The organism is Polyangiaceae bacterium (assembly GCA_015075635.1).
Taxonomy (GTDB): Bacteria; Myxococcota_A; Polyangia; order Polyangiales; family Polyangiaceae; genus JADJKB01.
Map to the genome: position 1 here is coordinate 2,949,783 of JABTUA010000002.1, position 24,653 is coordinate 2,974,435.

The 24,653-nt window shown below is 70.0% G+C and carries 22 protein-coding genes and 1 pseudogene; 12 read left to right on the top strand and 11 right to left on the bottom strand.

Annotated features, from left to right (window positions below):
• The first annotated feature begins 9 nt into the window (after positions 1–9).
• From HS104_29285 to HS104_29305, 5 genes are read left to right on the top strand one after another with little or no spacing between them, the layout of a single operon-like run.
• Positions 10–1,389: a serine/threonine protein kinase gene (locus HS104_29285; protein MBE7484049.1), complete on the top strand. Its 1,380-nt coding sequence runs from the start codon at positions 10–12 to the stop codon at positions 1,387–1,389.
• The gene (locus HS104_29290; protein MBE7484050.1) at positions 1,389–2,360 is read left to right on the top strand and encodes a tetratricopeptide repeat protein; all 972 of its coding nucleotides are present in this window, start codon (positions 1,389–1,391) and stop codon (positions 2,358–2,360) included. The genes HS104_29285 and HS104_29290 overlap by 1 nt, the downstream gene beginning before the upstream one ends.
• A gap of 15 nt (positions 2,361–2,375) precedes the next feature.
• Positions 2,376–3,377 carry a lysophospholipid acyltransferase family protein gene (locus HS104_29295; protein MBE7484051.1) on the top strand — a complete coding sequence of 334 codons (1,002 nt, stop codon included), beginning with the start codon at positions 2,376–2,378 and terminating at the stop codon, positions 3,375–3,377.
• On the top strand, positions 3,374–4,510 hold the full coding sequence (locus HS104_29300) for a hypothetical protein (protein MBE7484052.1): 1,137 nt from the start codon (positions 3,374–3,376) through the stop codon (positions 4,508–4,510). The genes HS104_29295 and HS104_29300 overlap by 4 nt, the downstream gene beginning before the upstream one ends.
• Entirely contained in the window at positions 4,507–5,283 is a 777-nt protein-coding gene (locus HS104_29305) for a peptidylprolyl isomerase (protein ID MBE7484053.1), read from the top strand. The genes HS104_29300 and HS104_29305 overlap by 4 nt, the downstream gene beginning before the upstream one ends.
• Position 5,284: 1 nt before the next feature.
• On the opposite strand, the gene HS104_29310 is transcribed toward HS104_29305, so the two are convergent.
• Positions 5,285–5,599, bottom strand: coding sequence for a polyhydroxyalkanoic acid system family protein (locus HS104_29310; protein MBE7484054.1), 315 nt, complete (start codon positions 5,597–5,599; stop codon positions 5,285–5,287).
• Positions 5,600–5,789: 190 nt separating this feature from the next.
• Between HS104_29310 and HS104_29315 the strand changes: the two genes are divergently transcribed.
• Positions 5,790–6,014: a DUF1232 domain-containing protein gene (locus HS104_29315; GenBank protein ID MBE7484055.1), complete on the top strand. Its 225-nt coding sequence runs from the start codon at positions 5,790–5,792 to the stop codon at positions 6,012–6,014.
• 6 nt (positions 6,015–6,020) lie between these two features.
• Here the strand turns inward: HS104_29315 and HS104_29320 are convergent, their stop codons facing one another.
• Genes HS104_29320 through HS104_29330 form a run of 3 tightly spaced genes read right to left on the bottom strand, consistent with a single transcriptional unit; the run spans position 6,021 to position 7,382 of the window.
• Positions 6,021–6,785, bottom strand: coding sequence for a DUF2927 domain-containing protein (locus HS104_29320; protein MBE7484056.1), 765 nt, complete (start codon positions 6,783–6,785; stop codon positions 6,021–6,023).
• Between the two features lie 4 nt (positions 6,786–6,789).
• The gene (locus HS104_29325; GenBank protein MBE7484057.1) at positions 6,790–6,996 is read right to left on the bottom strand and encodes a hypothetical protein; all 207 of its coding nucleotides are present in this window, start codon (positions 6,994–6,996) and stop codon (positions 6,790–6,792) included.
• A complete protein-coding gene (locus HS104_29330; GenBank protein ID MBE7484058.1) occupies positions 6,993–7,382 on the bottom strand; it encodes a tetratricopeptide repeat protein in 390 nt (129 codons plus the stop codon). The genes HS104_29325 and HS104_29330 overlap by 4 nt, the downstream gene beginning before the upstream one ends.
• A 152-nt stretch (positions 7,383–7,534) precedes the next feature.
• On the opposite strand from HS104_29330, the gene HS104_29335 reads away from it, so the two are divergent.
• A complete protein-coding gene (locus tag HS104_29335; protein MBE7484059.1) occupies positions 7,535–8,884 on the top strand; it encodes a M48 family metalloprotease in 1,350 nt (449 codons plus the stop codon).
• 5 nt (positions 8,885–8,889) lie between these two features.
• Here the strand turns inward: HS104_29335 and HS104_29340 are convergent, their stop codons facing one another.
• The 3 genes from HS104_29340 to HS104_29350 all read right to left on the bottom strand — a co-directional run bounded on the left by HS104_29340 (position 8,890) and on the right by HS104_29350 (position 11,632).
• Positions 8,890–9,171 (bottom strand): hypothetical protein, encoded by a 282-nt coding sequence (locus HS104_29340; GenBank protein MBE7484060.1) that lies wholly within the window; start codon positions 9,169–9,171, stop codon positions 8,890–8,892.
• A 19-nt stretch (positions 9,172–9,190) separates the two neighbouring features.
• Entirely contained in the window at positions 9,191–9,484 is a 294-nt protein-coding gene (locus HS104_29345) for a rhodanese-like domain-containing protein (protein ID MBE7484061.1), read from the bottom strand.
• A gap of 114 nt (positions 9,485–9,598) precedes the next feature.
• A complete protein-coding gene (locus HS104_29350; protein MBE7484062.1) occupies positions 9,599–11,632 on the bottom strand; it encodes an OmpA family protein in 2,034 nt (677 codons plus the stop codon).
• Between the two features lie 303 nt (positions 11,633–11,935).
• On the opposite strand from HS104_29350, the gene HS104_29355 reads away from it, so the two are divergent.
• Both HS104_29355 and HS104_29360 read left to right on the top strand, forming a co-directional pair.
• A complete protein-coding gene (locus tag HS104_29355) occupies positions 11,936–12,436 on the top strand; it encodes a hypothetical protein (protein ID MBE7484063.1) in 501 nt (166 codons plus the stop codon).
• Between the two features lie 82 nt (positions 12,437–12,518).
• Positions 12,519–14,075: a zinc-ribbon domain-containing protein gene (locus HS104_29360; GenBank protein MBE7484064.1), complete on the top strand. Its 1,557-nt coding sequence runs from the start codon at positions 12,519–12,521 to the stop codon at positions 14,073–14,075.
• A gap of 208 nt (positions 14,076–14,283) precedes the next feature.
• Here the strand turns inward: HS104_29360 and HS104_29365 are convergent, their stop codons facing one another.
• Positions 14,284–15,615, bottom strand: coding sequence for a hypothetical protein (locus tag HS104_29365; GenBank protein ID MBE7484065.1), 1,332 nt, complete (start codon positions 15,613–15,615; stop codon positions 14,284–14,286).
• 120 nt (positions 15,616–15,735) lie between these two features.
• Complete coding sequence (locus tag HS104_29370) at positions 15,736–17,886, bottom strand: ATP-dependent RecD-like DNA helicase (protein ID MBE7484066.1); 2,151 nt, start codon at positions 17,884–17,886, stop codon at positions 15,736–15,738.
• A 108-nt stretch (positions 17,887–17,994) separates the two neighbouring features.
• Between HS104_29370 and HS104_29375 the strand changes: the two genes are divergently transcribed.
• Positions 17,995–18,468 (top strand): hypothetical protein, encoded by a 474-nt coding sequence (locus HS104_29375; GenBank protein ID MBE7484067.1) that lies wholly within the window; start codon positions 17,995–17,997, stop codon positions 18,466–18,468.
• Positions 18,469–19,800: 1,332 nt separating this feature from the next.
• Here HS104_29375 and HS104_29380 read toward each other — a convergent pair.
• Positions 19,801–19,878: pseudogene (locus tag HS104_29380) on the bottom strand (PE-PGRS family protein).
• A gap of 250 nt (positions 19,879–20,128) precedes the next feature.
• On the opposite strand from HS104_29380, the gene HS104_29385 reads away from it, so the two are divergent.
• On the top strand, positions 20,129–22,789 hold the full coding sequence (locus HS104_29385; protein MBE7484068.1) for a HEAT repeat domain-containing protein: 2,661 nt from the start codon (positions 20,129–20,131) through the stop codon (positions 22,787–22,789).
• On the top strand, positions 22,786–23,574 hold the full coding sequence (locus HS104_29390) for an enoyl-CoA hydratase/isomerase family protein (protein MBE7484069.1): 789 nt from the start codon (positions 22,786–22,788) through the stop codon (positions 23,572–23,574). The genes HS104_29385 and HS104_29390 overlap by 4 nt, the downstream gene beginning before the upstream one ends.
• Here HS104_29390 and HS104_29395 read toward each other — a convergent pair whose 3' ends face one another.
• Positions 23,575–24,612: a hypothetical protein gene (locus HS104_29395; GenBank protein MBE7484070.1), complete on the bottom strand. Its 1,038-nt coding sequence runs from the start codon at positions 24,610–24,612 to the stop codon at positions 23,575–23,577.
• Positions 24,613–24,653 lie beyond the last annotated feature (41 nt).

A 24,653-nucleotide genomic window follows, 5' to 3' on the forward strand; every position in this document is an offset into this window, starting at 1 on the left:
ATCCGCGCGATGGCGCACATCGGTCGCTACGAGCTCGTTCGCCCGATCGCCCAGGGCGGAATGGCGACCGTGTATCTGGCGAAGGTGCGGGGCGAGGGCGGGTTCGAGCGCTTGGTCGCGCTCAAGGTGATGCACCCGCACATCTCCAACGAGCCCGACTTCGTGTCCATGTTCCTGGACGAGGCGCGGCTCGCGGCGCGCATCCGACACCCCAACGTCGTGCCCACCCTGGCGGTGGAGCGCAACGAGGACGGCCTGTGCCTGGTGATGGAGTACATCGAGGGGCACGCGCTGCACTCCATCTTGCGCACGGCGCTCGGCGCCAAGAAGCACCTCTCGATCCCGGTCGCGCTGCGCATCGTGGTGGACCTGCTCGAGGGGCTGCACGCCGCCCACGAGCTCCGGGACGAGGAGGGGCATCATCTGGACCTGGTCCACCGCGACGTTTCTCCGCAGAACGTGCTGGTGGGCGCGGACGGTGTCTCCCGCATCACCGACTTCGGCGTGGCCCACGCGCGCGCGCGCCTCGCAACCACCCAGGGCTCGGGGCTCAAAGGCAAGGTCGCCTACCTGGCGCCGGAGCAGGTGATGACCACCGGCAAGGTGGATCGGCGCGCGGACGTGTTCGCCGCCGGCATCGTGCTCTGGGAGGCGCTGACCGGACGCCGGCTGTTCCGCGGCGAGACCGAAGGCCAGACCATCGCGCAGATCATGGCCGGCGCTCAGCGAGCGCCACGGGAGGTGCGCAGCGACGTCCCGCTCCAGATCTCCGACGTCTGCATGAAGGCACTGACCGCGGCGCGAGACGATCGCTTCCAGACCGCGGTGGATTTCGCGGACGCGCTGGAAGCGGCCGCCACCGCCGCCGGCGTACCGCTCGCGAAGCCGCGCGAGGTGGCGGCCGAGATCCTGTCGCTCGACGTGAAGGCGCCGCCCATCGACGCCGCCAAGCTCCACACCGGCCCGGCAAAGAGCGGATCTTCGTCGGGCATTTCCCGGGGTAGCGCGACGGGCGACGCGAGCGCGCTGGTGGCTTCGACCCCAGCGGCGGCTCGCACGAGCAAGGCTCGCTGGCTCGGCCTCGGCGCCGCCGGTGTGGTCGCGGTCGTCGCGCTGGGGCTCGTGCTCGGCGTGCGCTCGGGAGATGGGAAGTCCGCGGCCGTCCAGCCCACCCTGGCAGCGAGCACGGCGCCCAGCGTCGAGGCCGCGCCAGAGCCGACCCCGCCGGCGCCGGCCAAGCCGGAGCCGGAGCCCGAAGTCTCGGCCGCTCCCAGCCCGAGCGCCGCGCCGCCGGCCTCCGCCAGCGCGAAACCCGCGCAAAAGACCCAGACCCCGAGCTCGCGCCCGACGCGTCCCTCCGCTCCGGGTTATCGTCCCGAAGGGTTGTGATGCGCTTCGTCTCGTTCCTGTCCTTACTGCTTTGTCTGATCTTCGCGGCGCCGCCGTGCCTGGGTGACGCCAAGCTGGCGCTCGAAAAGTTCAAGCAAGCTCAGAAGGCCTACGACGCCAAGGACTACGCGCAGGCGCTGGAGCTCGCCCGCGCCGCGCTGGAGGGCACCGGCAGCCCGAACGCTCGGCTCTACGTGGCGCGCGCGCTGCGCGAGCTGGGGCAGCTGCCGGAGGCTCACGGCGAGCTCGAGCGGACGCTCCGAGACGCCCGCGACGCCGCCAAGACGGACGCGAAGTACGAGCCGACCCGCGACGCGGCAGCGGCCGAGCTCGCCCTCTTGGATCAGCGCGTGGGCAAGGTCATCGTCGCGCTCGTGGACCCGCCGCCCGGCGCGAAGGTCGAGCTCAACGGCAAGGCGCTCGACGCGACGCAGATCGGACAACCCGTAGCCGTCGCTCCCGGCGACGTGCTGGCCCGCGCCCACGGCGACGGCGCGGTGGCGGTCGAGAAGCAGATCCAGATCGCCGCCGGCGCGACCCAGACCATCACGCTCGTGTTCAAGGAGGCGGCGCCCGCCGCGGTCGCTCCCGTGGCGCCGGAGCCCTCGCGCGACCGCGGCCCTCCCGCCAAGCAGGGCGGCAGCCTGCGAACCGTGGGCTACGTCCTCGCCGGCGTGGGCGTCGCCGGCATCGCCGTCTTCGCGGTCACGGGCTCGATGGCGAGCTCGAAATACGGCGAGCTGGAGGACGCCTGCGGCAGCACGCGCTGCACGGATCCGAAATACGCCGACACGGTGGACAGCGGAAAGCGCCTGGAGACCATCGCGAACGTCGGGCTGATCGCCGGCGGCGTCGGGCTCCTCGGTGGGGGCGCATTGATCTTGTTCGGGGGCCCGAAGGAGCAGAAGTCGAGCGCCGGGCTCCGCGGCACGCCGGGCGGGATGTCATTCGAGTACGTGCGGCGTTTCTAATGTAGGGCTCGCGACATGACGGGGAGCTGGGGGCGCCGGGCGGTCACGATTCCGGCGGTGACCCTCGCCTTCCTCCTGGCGACCACCCTCCTGCCCCTGCTTTTCCTGGGCGCGTCGCTGATCGATCTGACGCGCTGGCTCCGCCGACGGGTGCCCTGGGTCAGCCTCCGCATCCTCGCGTTTCTCTGGTTCTACCTGGCCGCGCAGCTGCTCGGGCTGACGGCGCTAGCCTGGGTCTGGCTGCGCACGCGCTCCGCCGGCAGAGAGCGCTTGATCGCCGCGACCTTCGCGGTACAGGAGGCCTGGGCGAGCGCGCTCTTCCGCGCGGTGTCAGCGCTCTTCGGTCTCGACTTCGAGCTCGAGGGCGACGAAGAGCTCGAGCCCGGCCCGTACCTGGTCTTCATCCGACACGCCAGCGTCATCGACACGCTGCTGCCCACGGTGTTCGTGACCGCCAAGCACGGCATCCGCTTGCGTTTCGTGCTCAAGCGCGAGCTCCTGATCGACCCTTGCCTCGACGTGGCGGGGCAACGTTTGCCCAACTACTTCGTGCAACGCACCGGCGATGACGCGAGCGACGTCCGCGGAGTGGCGGCGCTGGCTTCGGGCCTGGGACCGAACGAAGGCGTGTTGATCTACCCCGAAGGCACGCGCTTCGGCCCGAACAAGCACCGTCGCGCGCTCGCCAAGCTGGAGACCGAAGCGCCGGAGGTGTTCGCGCTGGCCAAGTCGCTGACCCACGTCCTCCCACCCCGGCTCGGGGGCGCGCTCGCGCTCTTGGACGCCGCCCCAGAGGTCGACGCAGTGTTCTTCGCACACACCGGCTTGGACGGTTTCGCGAGTGTCCGCGACATCTTCCGTCACGCGCTCGGGCGGCGGCGCGTCTCGATCAAGCTCTGGCGCGTCCCGCGCAGCCAGATCCCGCTGGCGCGAGCCGATCGGGTACGCTGGCTGTACGGCGAGTGGCAGAAGCTGAACGACTGGATCGCGGCGCGCGTGAGGAGTGCAGGTGCATGAGCACCCTGCGTGCCCTGCTCAGCGCCCTCCTGGTCTGCTCGTGCGCCGACGACGCGTGGAGAGTCGAAGTCCGCGGGAGCGGCGGCAGCGCGGGCACCTCCGGCGGCGGCAGCGCGGGCACCTCCGGCGGCGGCAGCGCGGGCACCTCCGGCGGCGGCAGCGCGGGCACCTCCGGCGGCGGCAGCGCGGGGGCCAGCGGCGCTCCGCTGACCTGTCCGGACCGCAAGGTGTCCACCTTGGCCGGGAGCAGCGCCGGCTTCAAGGAAGGCTCCGCTGGGCCGAACGGCATCGCCCTCCTCGACGGCGTCCACGGTCTGGCGGCGTTCTCGACCGTCTCGGCCTTCGTCGCCGACACGAACAACCAGCGCATCCGCAACCTGCTGTTCGACGGCGGGGACTGCGAGGTCTGGGCAGGCAGCGGCGTCTCGGGCTTCTCGGACGGCGCAGCGGAGACAGCCCAGCTCGCCGCGCCCGAAGGCGTCGCGGTGAGCGCTGCCGGCGTGGTTCATTTCGCCGACACGCAGAACCATGCCATTCGGCGCGTCGTGAACGGCTCGGTCGAGACCCTGGCCGGCGACGGCAGCTCCGGCTTCATGGATGAACCCGATCCCCGCTTCAATCAACCGACCGGGCTGGCGGTGGACGGGAGCGGTGTGGTGTTCGTGGCGGACCGTGGCAACCACGCTATCCGCAAGCTGACCCCGAACGGGCTCGTGATTACGCTCGCCGGCGACGGGAGCCCGAGCATGGCGGACGGAGCCGGCGCGAGCGCTCGCTTCGACGCACCCTGGGCCATTGCGGTCGATCCGAGCGGCGTGCTCTGGATCAGCGACACCGGCAACGACCGCGTCCGTCGCCTCGACACGAGCGGGAACGTCAGCACGTTCGCCGGTGGTGACGGCACCCTGAAGGCACCCATGGGCATCGCAGTGGACGACTTCGGCAATGTCTACGTCGCCGACTCGGGTCACCAGCGCGTGTTGCGTTTCGCGCCGAGCGGGTCCCCTGAGACGCTCGCCGGCGCGGATGCCGCGTTCTCCGCGCTCACTGGCCTCGCGCTGGCGAAGGCCTACGCGGGCGGGGGGCTCCTGGTCGGGGATGGGCACCGCGTGCGATTGGTGCACTGCCCATGAAGCGCGCGTTCGCCGTCGTGCTCGCGAGCGCGTGCGCCACGCCAGCCCCCGCACCTCCCCCGCGCACGGTGCTCGTCGCGACTCCCGCGGAGCCGGCCGAGACCGCCCCCGAGCCTCGCGCTGCGAGCTGCACGCCGGCCGTCCGCGAGCCAAGGCCGATCCGTCCCCCGAGGGAGGTGGCCCCCAGCCCGGACGACCCGCTCGGCGGGCGCTTCGAGCTGGCCGACGCGATCCGCGAGCTCAGCGGCGGCTGGCCGCTCGTGGCGACGCTCGAGACCTCCGAGGGCGACCTCGAGTGCACGCTGTGGGACCAGGTGGCGCCGCGCACGGTCGCGAGCTTCGTCGGTCTGGCGCGCGGCCTGCGCCCGTGGCGCGAGCCGAAGAGCGGTGCTTGGCGCGCGCGCCCGGCCTACGACGGCTCGAGCTTCCACCGCGTGATCCCCGGCTTCATGATCCAGGGCGGCGATCCGCTCGGGACCGGCAGCGGCGAGCCGGGCTTCCTCTTGCCGGACGAGATCGACGAGTCCGTCCACAGCGATCGCCGCGGTCTGCTCTTCATGGCGAACCGCGGCCCCGACACCAACGGGATGCAGTTCTTCGTCCTCGACGCCCCGGCGCCACACATCGACGGCCGCTACACGGCCTTCGGCGAGTGCGAGCCGGGCGACGTGATCTCCGGCATCGCCCGCGTGCCCACCGGCGCAGGAGACCGGCCGGTCACGCCGGTGAGCATCGAGCGCGTGCGGATCGCGTTCAAAGAGCCGTGCCGCTGACTCAGGATCGAGGCAGGTCTTCGAGCTTCGTCGCCGGGTTCAGGTACTTCGAGAGCTTCGCGCTCAAGTAGTCCTTGGCCTTGCCGCGCCAGAGCATGCCCGGGTCCTTGCCCTCGAAGCGCACGCGCTTGTCTTCCACGGTGACGCTACCCTCGATGGAGACCACCAGGTACTTGCCGGCGATCTTGGCCTGGTCGTCGCTGCTCCAGGTCACGGCGATGCCGTGTTTGTTCGAGAGGTACTCGCCCAGCGCGCGGATGCGCGCCCGCGCGTCGTCGATGGGCAGAGAGTGGGCGTGATCGATGCCGAAGCTCATGGCGGCGAAGACTAGAACATTTCCCGGCTGAAGGCCCCACCCCTGACCTGGGCCTTGCGCGCTGGAGATCGGGCCTTACTTTGCGCCAATCTGCCCTTCGGAGCGCGCCATGCCACAGAGAGCCACCGACCTCGCTACCACGATGCGGTTCTTCCTCAATCCCAAGGCCGGGTTCATCGCGAAGTCGTTCATGCTGCTGGCGGTGCTCTACGTGATCATGCCGCTCGACTTCGTGCCGGACGTGGCCGTCGTCGTCGGCTGGATCGACGACCTGATCGCCCTGCTCGGCGCCGGAACGGGTCTGCTCCTGGCGCTCAGGCGCTACCAGCGGAAGCAGGGCGCGGAGCTCGAGGCGCGCCAGCCGGCTTACGTCGCGCCGAACGTCGTCGAGACGCAGGGCACCGAGGTCCGCTGACCCGAGCTAGAAGTATTGGTCGAACGCCGCGTCGAAGGCCGCCTGGTCGTCCCCCGGCTGCGTGTGAGCGTACAGGAACCACAGGAGCCGCCGATCGAGCGCGCTGAGCTCGGTGGCGTCTCCGCCATCGGCGCCGTTCGCGTAGAAGATGCTGTCGGGGAAGATGTCGGAGTCCGTGGCCAGGCCCAGGGACTGGGTCAGCTCTTCGAAGGTGAAGTGCCGCAGCTGGTCGCCCGACAGCTTGTCGGTAGCGAGGAGCACGAAGGTCTTGGTCAGCGCCTGGTCTGCGTCCCAGAACATGTAGAAGTAGCCCCAGTTTCCCGGGACGACGGGGAAGCCGTGCTGCTGGCCGATGGCAGTGAAGTCGGCGAGGGGCGTGAAGTAGACGCGGATGTCGGCGCTGTCGTCGCCGTCGGCGACCACCTGGATGGGCGTCGGTCCGAGGTCCTGATTCAGGATCGGGACGAGCTCGTTCAGGTGGACTCGGTCCGCCGCCGATCCTGTCACCACCGACAGCGAGGGCGAGTCGGCCCAACGCGCGACCTGCTTCGAGCCGCCGCCGTACTCCGTCCCGAGCGCGACCTCGCGCGCCCACTGCTTGACCAACGCGGCGTTCGGCGCGCCCGCCAGGCCGCCGGTTCCTGCCAGGCCGCCGGAGCCTGCGCCGCCCAGGGCACCCGACCCGCCGCTGCCGCCCGCGCCCGAGTCGAGCTCGCCGCAGCCGAGCTGCGGGACGAGGAGCGCTAGGGCCAGGACGAAGATCGAACGCACGGCCTCATTCTGGAGCTTTTCGCGGACGCTCGTCCAGGACCACGGCGCGTTTGGCCTTCCACTTCTTGTACAGGCCGGCCCCCAGGAGCGCGGGCGTGGCCACGACGCAGATCGGGCAAGTCGCTCCGAGCAAGACGGCGCCCGCGACGCCGATGGCACCGACACCGAGCCCCGTCGCGATCAGCTCGTTCCCGTCGTCTTTCGGCTTCAAGGCGCGTCTCCTCGGGGGTTGGAGCCGGCCCTGCGCGGATGGATTCCGCAGCCCGGCGGCGGGCGCCGTGACTCGGCGCAGGCCCGAGCCAGGCGCTCGGAGGTCGCGCCGACCCAGCCGCCGTGGCTCGCTCGGTGCGGGGAAAGCACCTCGAGCGCTCGCGCGTAGCTCTGGGCGGCGTGCTCGGGCTGGCCGTTCTGGAAGCGGAGATCGCCGAGCTGCACGAACGAGTAGGCGACCTCGGGGCAGTCGTAGCCGCAGTCCGCCAGCCGCACCACCAGAGCGCGGGTCGCGAAGTGCAGCGCCGCCTGCCGTTCGCCCAGGCGATCCAGCTCCACGGCTCGGTGCTCGTAGCCCTCGGCGCGCGTGCGCGCGGGCTCGGCCACTCGCGGTGGCGCGGCCGAGCAGGCCGAGAGCCCTGCAGCGATCGAAAGAACCGGAGCGAGTCTCACCAGCGTCGTCGAGAGTGCCACCCACGAGATCGGGCGGCGAGGAATTCGTTCGCGGACTCCGAGTCGCAGCGCTAGAGATCCTTCGCGTGAAGCGCTTTCCGGCAGCTATCGTGGCGGTGGGCCTGGCAGCGTTTGCCTGCAATCGCCCCCAGCCCCAGACGCGAGAGCCCGCGAGCGCTCCGTCCCGCGCGGTGGACGACGACGCGGAGCTCGGCCGGCTCGCCGACGAGCGGGTGATGTCGGAGCTCTCGGTGCTCGCCGACGCCCCGCTCGCGGCCTACGTGAACGGCGTGCTCTCGGCCGTCGCTCGCCAGGCCAATCCCACGGCCACCCGCTGGACGCTGCGCCTGCTCGACAGCTCGCACGTGAGCGTTCGCTCCGGACCGGGAGGCTACGTCTACGTCACCCGGGGCTTCCTGGCCTGTCTCGGCTCCGAGGCGGAGCTCGCCGCGGCCCTGGCCCACGAGGTGGCGCACGTCTCGGAGCGGCACTGGCGACGGCAGGCGGAGTACCTGGTGAAGCGCGGCGTCGAAGACGGCGACCTCGACAAGCTCCCGCCCGACGACCGCCTGGCGCTGCTCGCGCGGCTGCGCGACGAAGAGCGGACGGCTGACCGGCTCGCGCTCGGCTATCTCGAGCGCGCCGGCTACGCGCGCGGGGGGTTGGCCAAGGTGCTCCGCTTGTTCGCCGAGCTCGAACGCTTGGCCGGGGGCAGCCGCGTGCCGCCTCTGTTGCGCACGCACCCCGTCACGGGCGAGCGGCTCAGGGCGCTCGAGCAGCAGAAGGACCCGGGCGGCGAGTGGAAGGCGCGGGAGTACCTGAGCAAGATCGACGGGCTTCCCTTCGGCGAAGACCCGCGCGACGGCTACCTGTACGGCGATCGCTACGTCGTGCCGAACGCCGACTTCGAGCTCGTGCTGCCGTCGCTCTGGCGCGCGCAGCTGATCGGCAAGGATCTGATGGCGGCCCTGCCCGGCAAGGCGACCATCCTCCTGGTGGCGCGCTCCGAGCACGGGAGCCTCGAGCGCACCCTCGATGCGCTCGGGAAACGCGAGAGCTTCACGGAGTCCAACCTGGGCGGCCAGCGCGTCTTCGTCGCGAAATCCGTGCCCGAGGGCGCTCTGAGCTCGCTCTCCTGGGTGTTCGACACGCCGGTCGCCCCGCTCGTTCTGGCGCTGGTGGTGCCGCGGGGCGACGAAGAGACCGACGCGGTGAAGGCCCTGCTGGGCGGCGTGGGGAAGATCTCGAATCCTGCCTTGAAGAACCTCGGCGTGCTGCGCATCCGCCTCACCACGCTGGAGAGAGAGACCTCGCTGCGCGCTCTCTTCGCCGAGAACCCGCCGCGCACGAACCTGGCCACGCTCGCCCTGATCAACGGCGTCGGCCCGGACCAGCCGCTTCCGGCGGGCAGCGTCGTCAAGCGCGTGGATCCCTGAGCGCCTCAGCGCACCAGGTAGCCGAGGGCCAGCACCGCCAAGAGCAGCGCGCCGAGGATCCCGAGGATCCAGAGCACCAGGCTCCGCCACGCCCCGCCGAGCGCCTTGCCCCCGCGGTCCTCGCAGGCCAGGCAGATGGCCCAGGTGCGGGTGCCGCCTTCGGTGAGCACGCAGCAATCCCCACAGATCGGTGAGCGGCAGCGCGCGCAGGGTCCCACCGCCAGCGCACCGCAGCGCACGCAGCGCTCGACGCCACCGCCGTCATCGTGGGAAACCAGCTCGGGCAAGCGGGAGCAGTGTAGCGCCTCACCAGCGCGACATCGCGCCCAGGTTCTTCACGCTGGAGAAGCCCGCGTCGCGCAGCACGCCGGCGGCGACGGCGCTCCGCACGCCGGAGGCGCAGTAGACGACCACGGCCCTGTCTTTCGGCGCGAGGCTCTCGAGCCTCCCGCCGAGCTCGCCGACCGGCACGTTCACGGCGCTGGGCAGGTGACCGCCTGCGAACTCGCCGGGCGTGCGCACGTCCAGGAGCAGCGCGCCACCTTCGACGAGCTGCTTGGCCTCTGCGGGCGACACGTCGCCGAAGCGGCGGCGCAGCATGAACAGGAACAGCGCCGCGATCAGCGCCAGGAGGAGCCACTGGAGGGGGGTCATGAGGATCGACCCCGGTGAGAGCCGGGCGCGACCGAAACCGGTTCGGCCGCGCCCACCCGCTCAGTCGACCGGGGGCGGCAGGACGCCCTTGGCCTTGGCCCGCTCACAGCCGCGCTCGGCGCCGGTTGAACCGTCGTCGGTCTTGACGACCTTGAACTCCACGCGCCGGTTCTTCTCCCAGGCCGCGGCGTTGTGCGCGTCGTCGAGCGGGCAGTACTCGCCGTAGCCCTGCGACACCAGGCGACTCTTGGCGACGCCACGGCTGACCAGCGCGTCGACCACGCTGGCGGCGCGGTCGCGGGTCAGCTTCAGGTTGTACTCGTCGCTCGAGCGCTCGTCGGCGTGACCCGCGATCTCGACCACCTGGAACTCCGGATGACCCTTCAAGGTCGCGGCCACGGCGTCGAGGATCCCGTCCGACTCGGGCAGGATCTTCGCGCTGTTGGTCTCGAACATCACCTTCTCGAGGATGATGATGTCCGAGCCCTCGATCACGACCTTGCCCTTGTCCGGGCACCCGTCTTCGTCCTCGAAGCCGTTGTAGGTCTCTGGATCGTTCGGGCACTTGTCCTTCACGTCCGGGATCTGATCCTTGTCATTGTCCGGATCCGGGCAACCGTCGGTGTCCTCGAAGCCGTCCTTGTCCTCCGGATCGAGCGGGCAGCTGTCCTCCTTGTCGAGGATGCCGTCCTTGTCGTTGTCCGGCTCGGGGCAGCCGTCCTTGTCCTCGAACCCGTCGCGATCTTCCGGATCGTCGGGGCACTTGTCGCGCGAATCGAGGATGCCGTCGCCGTCGCGGTCGCCGTCCTGACCTTCGGGGCAGCCGTCTTCGTCCTCGTCGCCGTCGCGGTCCTCAGGCGTGTTCGGACAGCGGTCGTCCACGTCCAGGATGCCGTCGTTGTCGTTGTCCGGCTCGGGGCAGCCGTCCTCGTCCCGGAAGCCGTCGAAGTCCTCCGGGTCGTCCGGGCACTGATCCTGGTCGTCCTTGTAGCCGTCGCCGTCGCGGTCGCCGATGCTGGGCTCGAACACGAAGCCGAGCACCATGCGGACGTCGGCCGCCTCGAAGCCGGTGCTGAAGATGCGGCTACCGCCGCCCATCATCAGGTAGCTGTTTCGCTCGACGAACAGCTTGATGCCGCCCAAGAACTCCTGGCTGAGCTTCTGCTTGGAGTCGCTCTTGCCGCCGACCAGGTAGCTGCCGTAGGTTTCGGCCACGAGGTCCAGCGGGTCGAGGACCCGGAACGCGATGCCGGCGCCGAAGGTCGCCAGGTTGCCGTTCTCGAACTCGCCTTCCTTCAGCTGGGGCTTGCCGGTGCTGTCCAGCCCGAACTTCGGGTTCTTCCCGGTGTGGCCGCGGTAGCCGGCGTCCAGGCCGAGCTTCAATCGGCCGGTGGAGCCGAAGCGGTTCTCGAACACCACGTGCGGCCAGTACCAGGCGCCGGGATCCGCGCCGAGGTCGCGCGGCGCGTCGCCGACGGGAACGCCGCCTTGCACGACGATCCCCAGTCCCGGTCCCTTGTCCACGCGGGTCAGGCGCAATTTGCCCTGGAGCGCGACCGTGCTGATCTTCTGCGCGTCGAGCTTTCCGGAGTTGTACGTGTCGCCGGTCGCGCCGATGTCGTTGGCCTCGTTGCCTGCCATCAAGATCACGGGCACCGTGATGCCGATGCTGCCGATGTTCGCGATGCCGTAGTTGAAGCCGAACGTGCCCTGGAACGAGTTCGCGACCAGCGCGTCCACACCCCGGCAGTCCGGCTGCCCCGCGTCACCGCAACCGTCCTTGTGGTTGTTCGTCCGCATCAAGTTGCGGCCGTAGTCGAGGACGAGACCGAAGCTGATGTCGTTGGATCCGAGGATGTCGGAGCCATTCACGTACATGAACCCCTTCGAGTCGACGGCCGGACGGAACAGGTGGGTGTCCATGCCGTCGCCGTTCTTCTCGTTGACGCGCGGCTCCTCCTGGCCAAACACCACCCCTGAAACCAAGAGCAGGGTACCGACGCTCGCCGCGGCGCGCACCCAGCGCTGCGACCGCTTGCTGCCGCTGTCCCAATGCATCGTCAGAGCTCTCCTCTCCAGTCGGCGGCCTCCCATCCCAGCCTTGCGGCGGAAGCCTTCGAAAATCCTAGAGTTAGTCCGCGGGACCGTAGCAGAGGCCGAATTTCCCTGTCAACGCGGCGCGGCGACGAGGGCAAGTCGCGCCCGCGTCTGCTATCCTTTCGTCGAGCTCCCGTGAGGCAGACGGTCGCGGTCGCCCTTCTCGCAGCCGCAGCAGCGTTCGCGCCGTGCTCCATCCTCTGCGCGGCATCCCAGGACCCGCCCGCACCCCGGGGCCCTGTCGCTCAGAGCGCAGAGGGGCACGCCACGGCGGCGGATCGGCGACGGACCTTCGTCGGAGTGGTGGGTTTCGCCGCGCTGGTGCTCGGCCTCGCCGGCCTGTGGTTGGTGCGCCGCTCCCGGCGGGCCCTGCCCGCGCCAGCGGCAGCGGAAACGCCTCCCCCGAGCCCGATCGTGACCCAGATCCACGCGGGCAGCGCCCCGCGGGAGCCCGCGGTTCCTGCCGCGGAGGCGATGTTGCTCTGCCCCACTTGCCGGGCGGAGTACGGCGCCGAGTCGCGCTTCTGTAAGTTCGACGGAAACCGCCTGGTAGTGGTGAGCCGGGGTACTGACACTCGAGGACCGGCCGGCGGCGTCTGCCCGGTCTGCGAACAAGGCTACGATCCGGGGGTGGTGAGCTGCCCGGTTCATGACGAGGAGCTCGTCCCAGCGGGGGCCCACCGGGCGCAGGAACGCCCGAGCGGCCAGTATCCAAAGATCTGTCCCACTTGCGGCGTCCAGTACCCAAACGGGTCGGGATTCTGTGGAGCCGACGGGTCCGCGCTGGTGACGGTGAATTGAGCGAGAATCTTGGTGCTTCGCCCGAACGGCGAACTTGGTTTAGATTTTGGGCTCTAGCCCCTGAGTTGGGAGCCGAAGCACGATGAAGATCACCTGCCAGTCATGTGGCGCGAAATATGCGATCGCGGACGACAAGGTCCGAGGACGCCGCGTCAAGGTTCGCTGCAAAGGCTGCAACGAGCCCATCATCGTCGACGGTTATGCCGAAGAGCGGGAGGAAGCTCCAGCGGCCGACCCGGGCTACGCAGCGGGAGCGGCGGCCGACACCTGGAGCGTCAACCTGAGCGACACCGACCAGCGCTCGATGTCGACCAACGAGATCGTCGATGCGTGGAACGCCGGCATGCTGCCGGCGGACGCGTTCGTGTGGAAGGAGGGCATGGGCGACTGGGTGCCGCTGGCGTCGGCGCCGGAGCTCACGCCGTACCTGTCCGCTCCGCAGCACTCGGCGCCGGCGCAGCTCGAGCCGGCGCCCACGCCGGCTCCGGCTTTTGGATTTTCGCCTGGCCCGAGCGCGGGCGCGGCCCGCGTCGAGGGCGGCCGCGGCCGCGGCGCCGCGGACATCTTCGGCGCCCAGGCGTCCGCGGGGTCCGAGGAAGAAGTCGTGTCCTCCGCGGCGCAGCCCGGGGCGACGGAGTACGACGACCAGAAGCCGACGGGCGCGCGTAACGAGAACTCGGTGCTGTTCTCCCTCGACGCCCTCAAGGCAGGGGTGGGACCCGCAGCCAAGCCATCTGCGCCCGCCAAGCGCGGCACCGTGCCGCCGCCCAAGGAAGAGAAGGCCGACCTCGACGACATCATGAACATCGGCGGCGGCGCGATGGGCGGTCCGCTGTTCGGTATGAGCGCCAACCAGGCGCTGCTCGCGGCGCCCCCGCCGCCCCCCGATCCGCCCCCGCGCCCCAGCATCCCGAGCGAGATGCCGGCGGCGTTCGGCAGCATGCCGCCTCCGGGCTTTGCTCCGCAGAAGAAGAACAACACGGTGGTGTTCGCGGTCGGCGGCGGCGTCGCGCTCCTGGCGGTGATCGCCATCGTGATCGGCGTGCTGGCGCTGCGCGGCGGCAAGAGCGAAGAGGCCAAGGCCGAGACGGGCAAGAAGACCGAAGAAACCTCCGGCAAGAGCGGCAGCGCGAGCGAAGAGAAGAAGGAAGAAAGGCCCGTCGAGGAAGCGAAGAAGGAAGAGGCCCCCCCCACCGGCGACCCCGCCGCCGCCCCCACGGCGTCCGGCGACAAGAAGGAGGTCTCCGAAGAGGACAAGAAGCGCTTCGCCGAGGCGATGAAGAAGAAGGAAGAAGAGGACAAGACCAAGAAGCCGGAGGAGAAGAAGGAAGAGGTCACCAAGAAGGAAGAGCCGTCGAGCGGCGTCGCTTCCTTCAACAAGGGCGCGGCAATCGCCGCGCTGGGCGGCGCCGCCGCTCAGGCCTCCGGCTGCAAGCGCCCGGGCGGCCCCACCGGCAGCGGCAAGGCCGTGGTCACCTTCGCGCCCTCGGGCCGTGTCACCACCGCCAACATCAGCGGCGGTGAGTTCCCTGGTACACCGGTCGGCAGCTGCATCGCAGGCGTGTTCCGCCGCGCTCAGGTGCCGGCGTTCAGCGGCGACCCCGTGACGGTGAGCAAGGGTTTCAGCATCTCGCCTTGAGAATTTCTCGCGTCCGCGGACGACCCAAGCGCCCCGCGACTCTACCTACCGGTGAGACAGCCGGCGCCGGGCCCGGCCGGTTTTCACACTCGGGTCACTTTGGCCGATCGTGACACCCTCCGGTGCTTCCTCCGGTCGTCTGATCATGGCAAGACCGAGGATGTGATTCCGGGCTCGGCCTGCGGCCGAGCTGTCTTTCTTCGGGCGCTCAGCCCTGGCAGCCGCAGCCGCACTCGTTCGAGAACGGCACCGTGGGCGCCGTGCAGAAGTACTTGATGAGCGCGCACTTCTCGGCGCTCTGCGCCATCCAGGTCTTCTTCGGATCCGTGTAGTCGCAAGCCGGCTTGCACGCGCCGTCCGTGTAGTAGCCCTTGCTCTCGCCGCTGCTGCCCGCATCGGCCATCACCGCGCCCTGGAACCCGCAGGAGTTCGAGTAGGTCTTCTGGGGCTCGCTCTTGATCACGCCGCAGACCGGCTTGTAGAGCGTGATGCAGGCGACGGGATCGTCGCAGTGCCCGTTCCGGATCTCGGAGCTCGACAGGTTGGAGAAGCTCGAGCCGAGCCACGACTCCGCGTCGCCCTTGCTGGTGAAGTTCTTCACGTAGACGGTGGGCGAATTCACGTCCGGCGGCGAGAGCCAGCCGACGGCGCAGTAGCCGTCGGGGCAGGCGCCCGCCCAGTACTTCCCCTTGCTCTCGCCCGTCGCTCCGGCCGCCGCGCGCACGACCTTCTGGAACTCGCACAGGTTCGCGTACGTGGCCTCTTTGTCGGTGGCGATGGGGACGCCGCAGACCGCGGGATCCGTGCTGGGGCAGACCTTCGAGTTGAGGGACTCGCACGTGCCGGGATTGACGCCGCTCGAGCTGACCTCCGGATCGAGGGTCACCCACTGCTTCGCTGCAGCCGCATCGCTGCCCGCGAAGTTCTTGGCGTAGTAGCGGCCGTCGCTGGTGGTGTACTCGGCGCACAGCGGCGCGTCCACGCAGACGCCCGCCTTGCACGGCGCCTTGAAGCACTGCGGAACCACGCAGGTCTTGCCGGCGCCGCAGTCGGCGTCCACGCTGCACTCCTTCGAGCAGGAGGCCGACAGCGTGTACGCGTATGCGGTCTTCACCTTTTCGTACCAGACCGGTGAAGCGAACAGCCAGTAGTCGCCGGCCGCCGCGAGCTTCACGCTCAGGCTCGCCCCGCTGTTCGTGCTGTAGGTCCAGTCGACGAGCTCGCCCTTCGCATTCATCACCATCAAGAACGCACCGAGCTGCTTGGGCCAGCTCGCCGTCAGCGTGAAGGTCGTCTCGGTTTCCGCCGAGGCGGAGAACGAGTACACGTGCCGCCGGCTCTTCGGCACGACGAAGTTCTTCAGCGACCCGGTCTGGCAGCCGAAGTCCCAGTCGTAGTAGCGCCAGCCGCCGGCCCAGTGGGTCTCGTCGCCGAGCGCGCTGGTGGGCTCCGCTTCGTCGGGCGCCTCCGTGGTGGCGGCGCAGCCGGCGAGCAGCGAGAGGGACAACCCGAATCCGAGAACCAGAGCTTGCTTCAGCATTGGCGCTTTGCCTCCGGAGCCAGTCACCCGACAGGCCCCTACATGTGGGTGCGCCATGTACGCCCCGTAGAAACCCGGGTCAAGCGCGAATAACGCGTCGCATAAATGCTGAAGATTCAGCTACTTGTCGCGCAGGCGGCGGGTGAGGCCAGTACTCCGCTCCTCGCGCCGGACCTCCGACAGGGCGAGCCGCAGCGCGCGCGGATCGGTGACCAGCACGCACAGCCGCTTGGCGCGGGTCACGGCCGTGTAGAGCAGATTGCGGTTCAGCATCACGAAGTGCGTCGACAAGAGCGGCAGCACCACCGCCGGGTACTCGCTGCCCTGGCTCTTGTGGATGCTCGTGGCGTACGCGAGCGTCAGGCTCTCGAGATCCGCGTCTTCGAGATCGACCTCGCGCTCGTCGAAGCGCACGCGGACGTGACGCTCGGCGGGCTCGACGGCGACGATCACGCCGAGGTCGCCGTTGAAGACGTCACGCTCGTAGTCGTTCCGAGTCTGCATGACCTTGTCGCCGACGCGGAGCTTCTGGCCCCGTGACTCGAGGGCGGGGCCGTCCGGGTTGAGCACTGCCTGCAGTCGCTCGTTCAGCGCCTGTGTCCCCGCGGGGCCTCGGTGCATGGGAGTGAGCACCTGGACGTCGCGCACCGGGTCCAGCCCGAAGCGCTTGGGGATGCGCTGCGTGGCGATCTCGACGACCACGGCCGCCGCTTCCTCCGGGTCGCGGCGCTGAACGACGAAGAAGTCGGCGTTCGGCTCCTCGGCGTTGGCGCCGAGCGGCGGCTCTCCGATCAGGATGCGATGCGCGTTCTCCACGATACGGCTCGCGCCGTGCTGGCGGAAGATCTCGTTCAGCCGCACCACCGGCACCGCACCGCTGTCGATCAGATCTCGGAGCAGCGCGCCCGGCCCCACGCTCGGCAGCTGGTCGGAGTCCCCGACCACGACGCAGCGGGCTCCGTCGGGCGTGGCCGAGAGCAACGCCGCGCCGAGCGGCAGGTCGATCATCGAGGCCTCGTCCACGATGATCGCGTCCGCGTCGAGCGGCGCGTCGGCGTTCCGTTGGAACTGACCCGAGCGCGGCTCGAACTCCAGGAGGCGGTGAATGGTGCTGGCGTCCCGGCCAGTGGCCTCGGCGAGTCGCTTGGCGGCGCGCCCCGTCGGGGCCGCCAGCCTCGTCGAGAGCCGCGCGGCCTCGAAGACGCTCAGCACGGCCCTCACGATGGTGGTCTTCCCGACGCCCGGCCCGCCGGTGATGACCAGGACCTTCTCCCGAGCCGCCGCCTCGACCGCCGCACGCTGGGCGGGAGCCAGCGTGAGGCCACGGCGCTTCTCGTACGCCGCGATGGCCGCCGGCAGGCCCGGAAGGCTCGGCGCCGGGGCGTCGAGCAAGCGCCGGACGCCCTTTGCGAAGCTCACCTCCGCCGCGTGCAGGCGCCACAGGAAAGCGAAGTCGTCCTCGACGACTACGCGCTCACTGGCCCGGAGCGCGTCGATCGCGGCCTCGACGTGCGCGTCGTCGATCTCGAGCATCTGGGCGGAGCGCTCGACCAATACGGCGCGCGGCACCGCCACGTGCCCCTGATCGGCGAGCGCCCCGAGCTCGTGGAGCACGCCTGCCTGGGCGCGCTCGGGGTGATCGCCCGCGATGCCGAGCGAGCGCGCGATGCGGTCCGCGGTCTTGAACCCGACGCCCTGAACTTCGAGGGCGAGCCGGTAGGGCGAGCGCTGCACCACGGAAGCGCTGCGGTCACCGTAGCGTTTGAAGATGCGGGCCGCGAGCGCGGGCGAGGCGCCGTGGGTCTGAAGGAGCACCATCACGTTGGCGATGGCGCGGTGCTCCGACCACGCCTTCTTGATCTCGGCGACGCGTCGCGCGCCAATGCCCGAGACCTCGCCCAGGCGCTGCGGCTCCGCGTCCAGGACCTTCAGCGATTCCAGACCGAAGGTCTCGACGATGCGCTTGGCGAAGCCGGGACCGATACCGGGGATGAGGCCGGAGCCCAGGTACTTCTCCAGCCCGACCAGCGTCGCCGGCTCGATGGCGACCAAGGATTCGGCGCGGAACTGCTCACCGCGCCGGGGATCGCGCACGAAGTCGCCGGTGACGCGCACCCGCGTGCCGGGGCCCACCGGCTGGAAGGTGCCGATGACGACGATGGGGCCGGAACCTGCGCCTCCCTCCACGGAGCCGACGCGCAGCACCCGGAACCCCGTCTCCTCGTTCTCGAAGGTGACGCGCTCGACTTGGCCGGTGAGGGTGGTCGGCACGGCCGAAAGCTACACCGGGGCCGCGGCTGCGCGCGTCGCTTTCGCCCGCGCTAGGACGATCAAGGACCGCGGGTTGTCCCCGTCCTTGGCCGGCGCTAGAGGCCGAGCATGAGGCGCGCTGCGCTCTTCGGCGCTCTGGGCCTGGGGCTCGTGGTCGCGACGGGCTTCCTCGGCAACGCCTGGCGCGAGCGCTCCGCGAAGCTCGAGATCGCAAGGCAGCTCGGGCGTCAGCTCGCCTGGCACCGAGATCGGGTGTTCTGGAGCGCGGGTGACAGCATGGGCCCCGGCGAGCCGGCCGCGCCGATTCGCTTCTGCTCGGTGGCCCGCAGGCTGTTCGCGCGCGCCAGCTACGAGAGCTACGCGCACTGTGCGCCCACGGCGCCCGGGTGCGTCGTACCCGAGGCGGACCGCATCGTCCCCTGTCGCCCCGCGGAGGTGATCGAGCTCCAAGCAGGTGACCCGACACCGAGCGGGGGTCGGGAGCATCCTGCGTGCGCGGGCGGCTTCACCGGTCCGGTGCGCTGCGTGGTCACCCTCGAGTCGCGCGGCGAATCGCGCAAGGTCGCCGTGGTGGTGCGGTAGCTGGGCTCAGTCGACCGAGCCGGCAAGGGTGATGCATTTCCCCGGCGCCGTGCCCTCGCACACGCCGCCGTCCGCTCACTGACAGAGCTTGAAGCGGCGCAGGCGCAGGGTGGCCTGGAACCCTCCCGCCGCTCCCGAGTCCCGCCAGGCGACCAGCAGCTTGTCGCCGGCGTGGGCCACGACGGGTTGATCGACGCCCTTGGAGCTCGGAAGCTTCGTCGAAGGGCTTCCAGTCATCTCGAATTTCGCGATACCCGCGAGCTCGGCCTTCCCCGGCTGGAGCTCGACGTAGCTCGCGGTCAAGGCGAGCGAAGATTCTGCCGCATTGATGCCCGCGACCGCGAAGTGCACGCGCTCGTCCGGCGAGGACGCCGGTCGTTTGAACGCGGTCATACCGGGCAGATTGACGCCCTGGATCAACGACTCCGGGTTGGACTTGCAGCTCGAGAGCTCCTGCACTTGGTTCCCGGTGATCAGGAACGAGTTGAACTCCGTGGACGGCCCAGCGGCGACGATGTTGGTCGTGAACGCGCCGGTCCAGAGTCGGCCGCGCCCCGCGGCGACGAGTCCGCCGAAGAAGCCCTTCGTGGTGTCGCACGAGGCCGGCGTCATGCTGGTCTCGGACGTGCCGGTAATGGTCACGTTCAGCGTGGTGTCGTCTCGCCAGAACGCGCCGATTGCCGACTCGGAAATGACTGGTGCGAGCCCAGTGACCTTTGACGCAGTGATGGTCTTCTGCGTGGGCTTCGTCGACGCGTTGCCGATCCAGATGCCGTTCGGCCCGATCCACATGGCGCCAGGTTCACCGCTCGGTCCCAGGAATCCTTCGGGGCGCAGCGTCCCGTCTATCGTCAGGTCGTAGCAGGCGCCGGAGCAGACATCGGCGGCCGTGGGGGCCGCGCCCAGGTCGGCTGGAAACGCGAGCTGCTTCACGCGCCAGTCGAAGCCAGAGACTTGCACGGCGAGGAAGCCGATGAGGTCGCTCCCGTCATGGACCAACGACACCGGACCGCGAGGGCCACCGCCGAACGACGGCCCGAGCGGGTACTCGGCGGTCTTCTGCAGCGAACCGTCCACCGGTACGGCGAACACGGAGCTGTCGAACTGCCACGTGCCGGCATCGCCGAGCTTCGTGCCGAAGTACTTCGAGACGTAAAAGCGGTCGGAACCGCCGACGGCGCTGAGCCCGCCCAGGTACTCTTCCGCTGGCAAATCGAGCTGCCCGTCGTCGTACAATTTGCCGACGTGCCCGCAGGTGGGCGTTCCGCCTTCGGGAGTGAGGCAGACGTCGGTGGTGCACGGGTCGCCGTCGTCGCACGACTTCCCGCAAGGTCCCGCGTCCCCCGCGCTGCCGCCTGAGCCCGCGACCCCAGCGCTGCCGCCGACGGCACCGCCGCTTCCCCCGCCGCCGGCTACTCCCCCCGAGGAGGTATCCGAGCCCGCGTCGCCGGGCTCTCCTTTCAGCTCGTCGAAGTCGAGGAGGAACGCGCACGAGACCGAGCCGAGCAGCGCGAGCGCAGGCAGCCAGCGAACGAGCTTCCGCACCATCTCGGACAGCTTAGCGGGCCCCGCCAGCGCCGCCAACCTCACCCTGGGGCGCCGGCTCGACACCTCGGTCCTTGCGGACCCGATCCGCGCCGGGGTATTCGGGACTTCTGCCATGGCTCTCTCCCAGCGACACCACGCGCGCTGTTCCTGCGCCGCGGCGGCGGCCCCGCCGTTCGCCCTGTCCGGCACCGAGCGGAAATACGAGCGCGACCGCCCTTTCCGCATCCTGCACCTGTCGCTCGACCTGCAGCTGCACTTCGCCAAGAAGTCCGTGTCCGGCTCGGCCACCCTGGACTTCGAACGCGTCTCTCCCACGAGCGACACGCTGAGCCTCGACGCGCTCGGCTTCGAGCTCAGGCGAGTCCGCATCGACACCGGCAGCGGCTGGTCCGACGTGCCGTACGAATACGACGGCGACCAGATTCACGTCAGCGTGCCGCCGCGAGTCGAGAAGGGCAAGCTCGAGGTCGACTACCGCGCCACGCCCAAGCGCGGCCTGTACTTCCTGGCTCCGGACGAGGTGGTCAAGGACCGCCCGGAGCAGGTCTGGAGCCAGTGTCAGGACGAGGACGCGCGGCACTGGTTCCCGTGCCACGACAAGCCCCACGTGAAGATGACCACCGAGATGCGCGTGCGCGTCTCCGAGGGGCACTCGGTGCTCTCGAACGGCGATCTCGTGTTCAAGGACACACCGAAGGGTGCGAGCCCCTGGGTCTTCCACTTCAAGATGAACCAGCCGCACCCGAGCTACCTGATGACGCTGGTCGCCGGACGCTTCGAGGTGCTCGAAGATCGCGACGCCATCGTGGGCGAAGGCCGCGCCGTGCCGGTGACGTATTGGGTGCCGCCGGGCAGAAAGGCCGACGGCCAGCGCGCGTTCTCTGAGACGCCGCGCATGATCGAGCTGTTCGGCAAGCTGACCGGCGTACCCTACCCGTGGAGCCGCTACTCGCAGATCGTCGTCAGCGACTTCATCTTCGGCGGCATGGAAAACACCACCGCGACCACGATGTACGAGCACATCCTGCTCGACGCGCGCGCTGCCATCGACGTCGTCAGTCACGACCTGGTCGCGCACGAGCTGGCGCACCAGTGGTTCGGCGACTTCGTGACCTGCCGAGACTGGTCGCACGGCTGGCTGAACGAAGGTTTCGCCACCTTCTTCGAGCAAGTCGAGCGCGAGGACCGGCTGGGGCGCGACGAGTACCTGTACGGCGTGGAGGCCGAGCTCGAGTCCTACCTGAGCGAGGCGAGCGGCCGTTATCAGCGACCCATCGTGTGCCGCGACTATTCGCTGCCCATCGACCTGTTCGACCGCCACCTGTACGAGAAGGGCTGCCTGGTCCTGCACCTGCTGAGGGGCGAGCTGGGCGACACGCTGTTCTGGCGCGGCGTCCAGACCTACCTCTCGCGCCACGCCCACGGCATCGTCGAGACCAACGACCTGATGCGCGCGCTGGAGGAGGTAAGCGGGCGCTCGCTCGAGCGCCTCTTCGACGCCTGGGTGTACCGGCCCGGCCACCCGGTGATCAAGGCCAAGGTCAGCTACGAAGACGGCCTGGTGACCGTGGCGGTGAAGCAGACCCAGAAGACCGGCGAGACGGCGGTGTTCGCCTTCGATCTGGAGATCGAGGTGGCGGACAAAGCGGGGCGGACCCGCCGCCACAAGAAGACGGTCACCACCGAGAGCGACGCGCTCGTGGTCGCCTGTCACGAGCGGCCGGCGTGGGTCGGCCTCGATCCGGAGCTCCGCATCGTCGGCGAGGTCACCCTGGAGGCGCCCGCGGAGATGCTCAGGAACCAGCTCGAGAGCGGCAGCTCCGCGCGCCTGCGCTGGCGCGCCGCGCAAGCGCTCGCGAAGCGCTCCGATCTGCCCAGCGTGGAGGCGCTCGGGAAAGCGCTGGGCAAGCCGGACGAGACCTGGATGGTGCGCGCCGAGGCCGCGGCTGCGTTAGGCAAGATCCGGGGTGAGCACGCGCTCGAGCTGCTGCTCGAGAACGTCTCGGTCGAGCACCCGAAGGTGCGGCGCGCGGTGGCCCGGGCCCTGGGTGCGTTCCGGGATCCCAGGGCCGCGAAGGCCCTGGAGAAGCTGGCGCGCAAGGACCAGAGCTACCTGGTGACCGCCGACGCCCTGCGCAGCCTGGGACGGACGCGCCAAAAGCACGCGCTGAAGGTGCTGCGGGAGCTCATCGACCGAAAGTCGTGGGCGGACGTCGCGCGCGCCGGTGCGCTCGACGGTTTGGCGGCGCTGCGCGACGACGACGCCGTGGACGACGTGCAGAAACGGACGCGCTACGGCTACCCGACTCGCGGGCGCCGCGCGGCGATCTCGGCGCTGGCTCGGCTGGCGGACACGCGCAAGGTGCGCCTGCACCTCGAGGACCTGCTCGAGGACGCCGACCCGCACCTGCGCATCGACGCGGTGAACGCCCTCGCGACTCTGGGCGACCCGAAGAGCCGCGGCCCGCTCCGGCGCGCCTTGGAGCGCGATCTGGACGGACGTGTGGCGCGGCGCATCCGCGAGGCCCTGCGAGACCTCGGCGAAGCCGGCTCGACCGAGCGCAAGCGCATCAGCGACGACGTCGAGACGCTGAAGAACGAGCTGCAAGAGCTGCAGGTTCGCCTGACCAAGCTGGAGCAGAAGAAGAAAGCCAAGAAGGACCACGACAGGGCGGACGACGGCGGCGACGAGCCCGCGCCGAAGGCCAAGCCGGTGGCGAAGCGCGCGCCCAGGCCCGCGAGGGCCAAGAAGACGAGCCGGAGGAAGGCGTGAGCGACGAGACCCCGGTCGAAGTCGAGCGGCGCGGACGCGTCGCGATCCTGACCATCAACCGCCCCGATCGGCTGAACGCGCTCTCGCGTGCAACGCTGAAGGCCTTCGGTCGCATCGGCAGAGAGCTCCAAGGAGACGCTTCGGTACGGGCCATCGTGCTCACCGCGAGCGGCGAGAAGGCGTTCTGCGCCGGCGCGGATCTCAAGGAGCGGCAGGGCATGGACGAGAACGCCGTGCGCGACCAGGTGAAGCTCTACCGCACCGAGCTCGGCTGGCTGGACGCCTCTCGCGTCCCGGTGATCGCGGCGCTCAACGGCGTGGCCCTCGGCGGCGGGCTCGAGCTCGCGCTGCTCTGCGATCTCAGGGTCGCCGCCGCCCACGCCGTGCTCGGCCTGCCGGAGACCGGCATCGGCATCATTCCCGGCGCGGGCGGCACACAGCGCCTGCCGCGAGTGGTGGGCGAGGCTCGAGCCAAGGAGCTGATCCTGCTTGGTCGCCGCCTGAGCGCGGAAGAAGCGCTGGCCATCGGCCTGGTCAACCGGGTGACGCCCACGGGCACCAGCGTGCTCGAGGACACGCTCGGCTGGATCGCGCCCATCGCCGAAGGCGCCCCCATCGCGCAGAGCGCTGCACTCCGGGCCATCGACCTGTCGTTCGAGACCAGCCTGGAGCACGGCCTCGAGCTCGAGCGCCTGCTCTACGACGAGTGCCTGCGCAGCGAAGATCGGCGCGAGGCGCTCAGCGCCTTCGCCGCCAAGCGAAAGCCCGAGTTCCAGGGGCGCTGATCACGGGGTCGTGCAGCTCGCGCTGTTCGAGACCACCACGTCGTCGACGTTCCAGCCGCCTCCAGCGACTGCGCCGGAGCCGACCTTGTAGCAGAATCGCACCCGGAAGGTGGAGCTCTTGTACGCCGAGACGTCGAACTGCTGCTGCGTCCAGCTGGTGTCGTTGACGAAGCCGCTCGAGCTGACGGAGTAGACCGACGTCCAGAACGAGCCATCGCTCGAGACCTCGACCTTCGTGGTCACGTAGCTCGGGTAGTCGGTGTGCAGGTGGCGCCAGTAGGACAGGTGGAGCGATGTGGCGCTGCCTGCGTTGATGCTCGGGCTGGTGAGGCAGTAGTCCGAGGTAGAGGCCGAGGTCGAGTAGCAGCCACCGATGACGACGCCGGCGATCTTGCCGTCGCCGGAGTGATCCGTGGAGGGGTCGTTTCCCGCCGACGAGCCGCAGCTCGAAGCCATCGCCGCTCCGATGGACCAGGTCGGGCCGAGCGACCAACCCGCGGTCGAGGTCGCGAAAGTGTCGCTGAAGTACTTGGTGCAGCTCCCGCCCGTGCCACCGCTGCCGCCCGTGCCGCCAATGCCGCCGATGCCACCGGTGCCACCGATACCGCCCGTGCCGCCGACACCACCGGTGCCGCCGACACCACCGGTGCCGCCGAAGCCACTCGTGCCGCCGACACCACCCGTGCCGCCGAAGCCGCTCGTGCCGCCGACACCACCGGTGCCGCCGACACCACCGGTGCCGCCGAAGCCGCTCGTGCCGCCGACACCACCGGTGCCGCCGAAGCCCCCGGTGCCGCCGCCGGCGATTCCGCCCGTGCCGGCCATGCCGCCGCTGCCGCCCTGTGCGCCGGAGCCGCCGAAACCCCCGAAGCCACCTGAACCGCCGCCGAACCCGCCGGCGCCGGAGGTGTTGCCGCTGCCGCCGGTGCCCGAGCCGCCGTCGGGGTTGAACCCGCCGCTGCTGCTGCCGGCGCCACCGCACGCGGCGAGCCCCGCCAAGAAGAACAAGAAGGCGGCCGAAACCGCGCGCGAGGTCATGGCGTCGATTATACGGCAGCGTGGCCCGCTGTCTTCCCTGT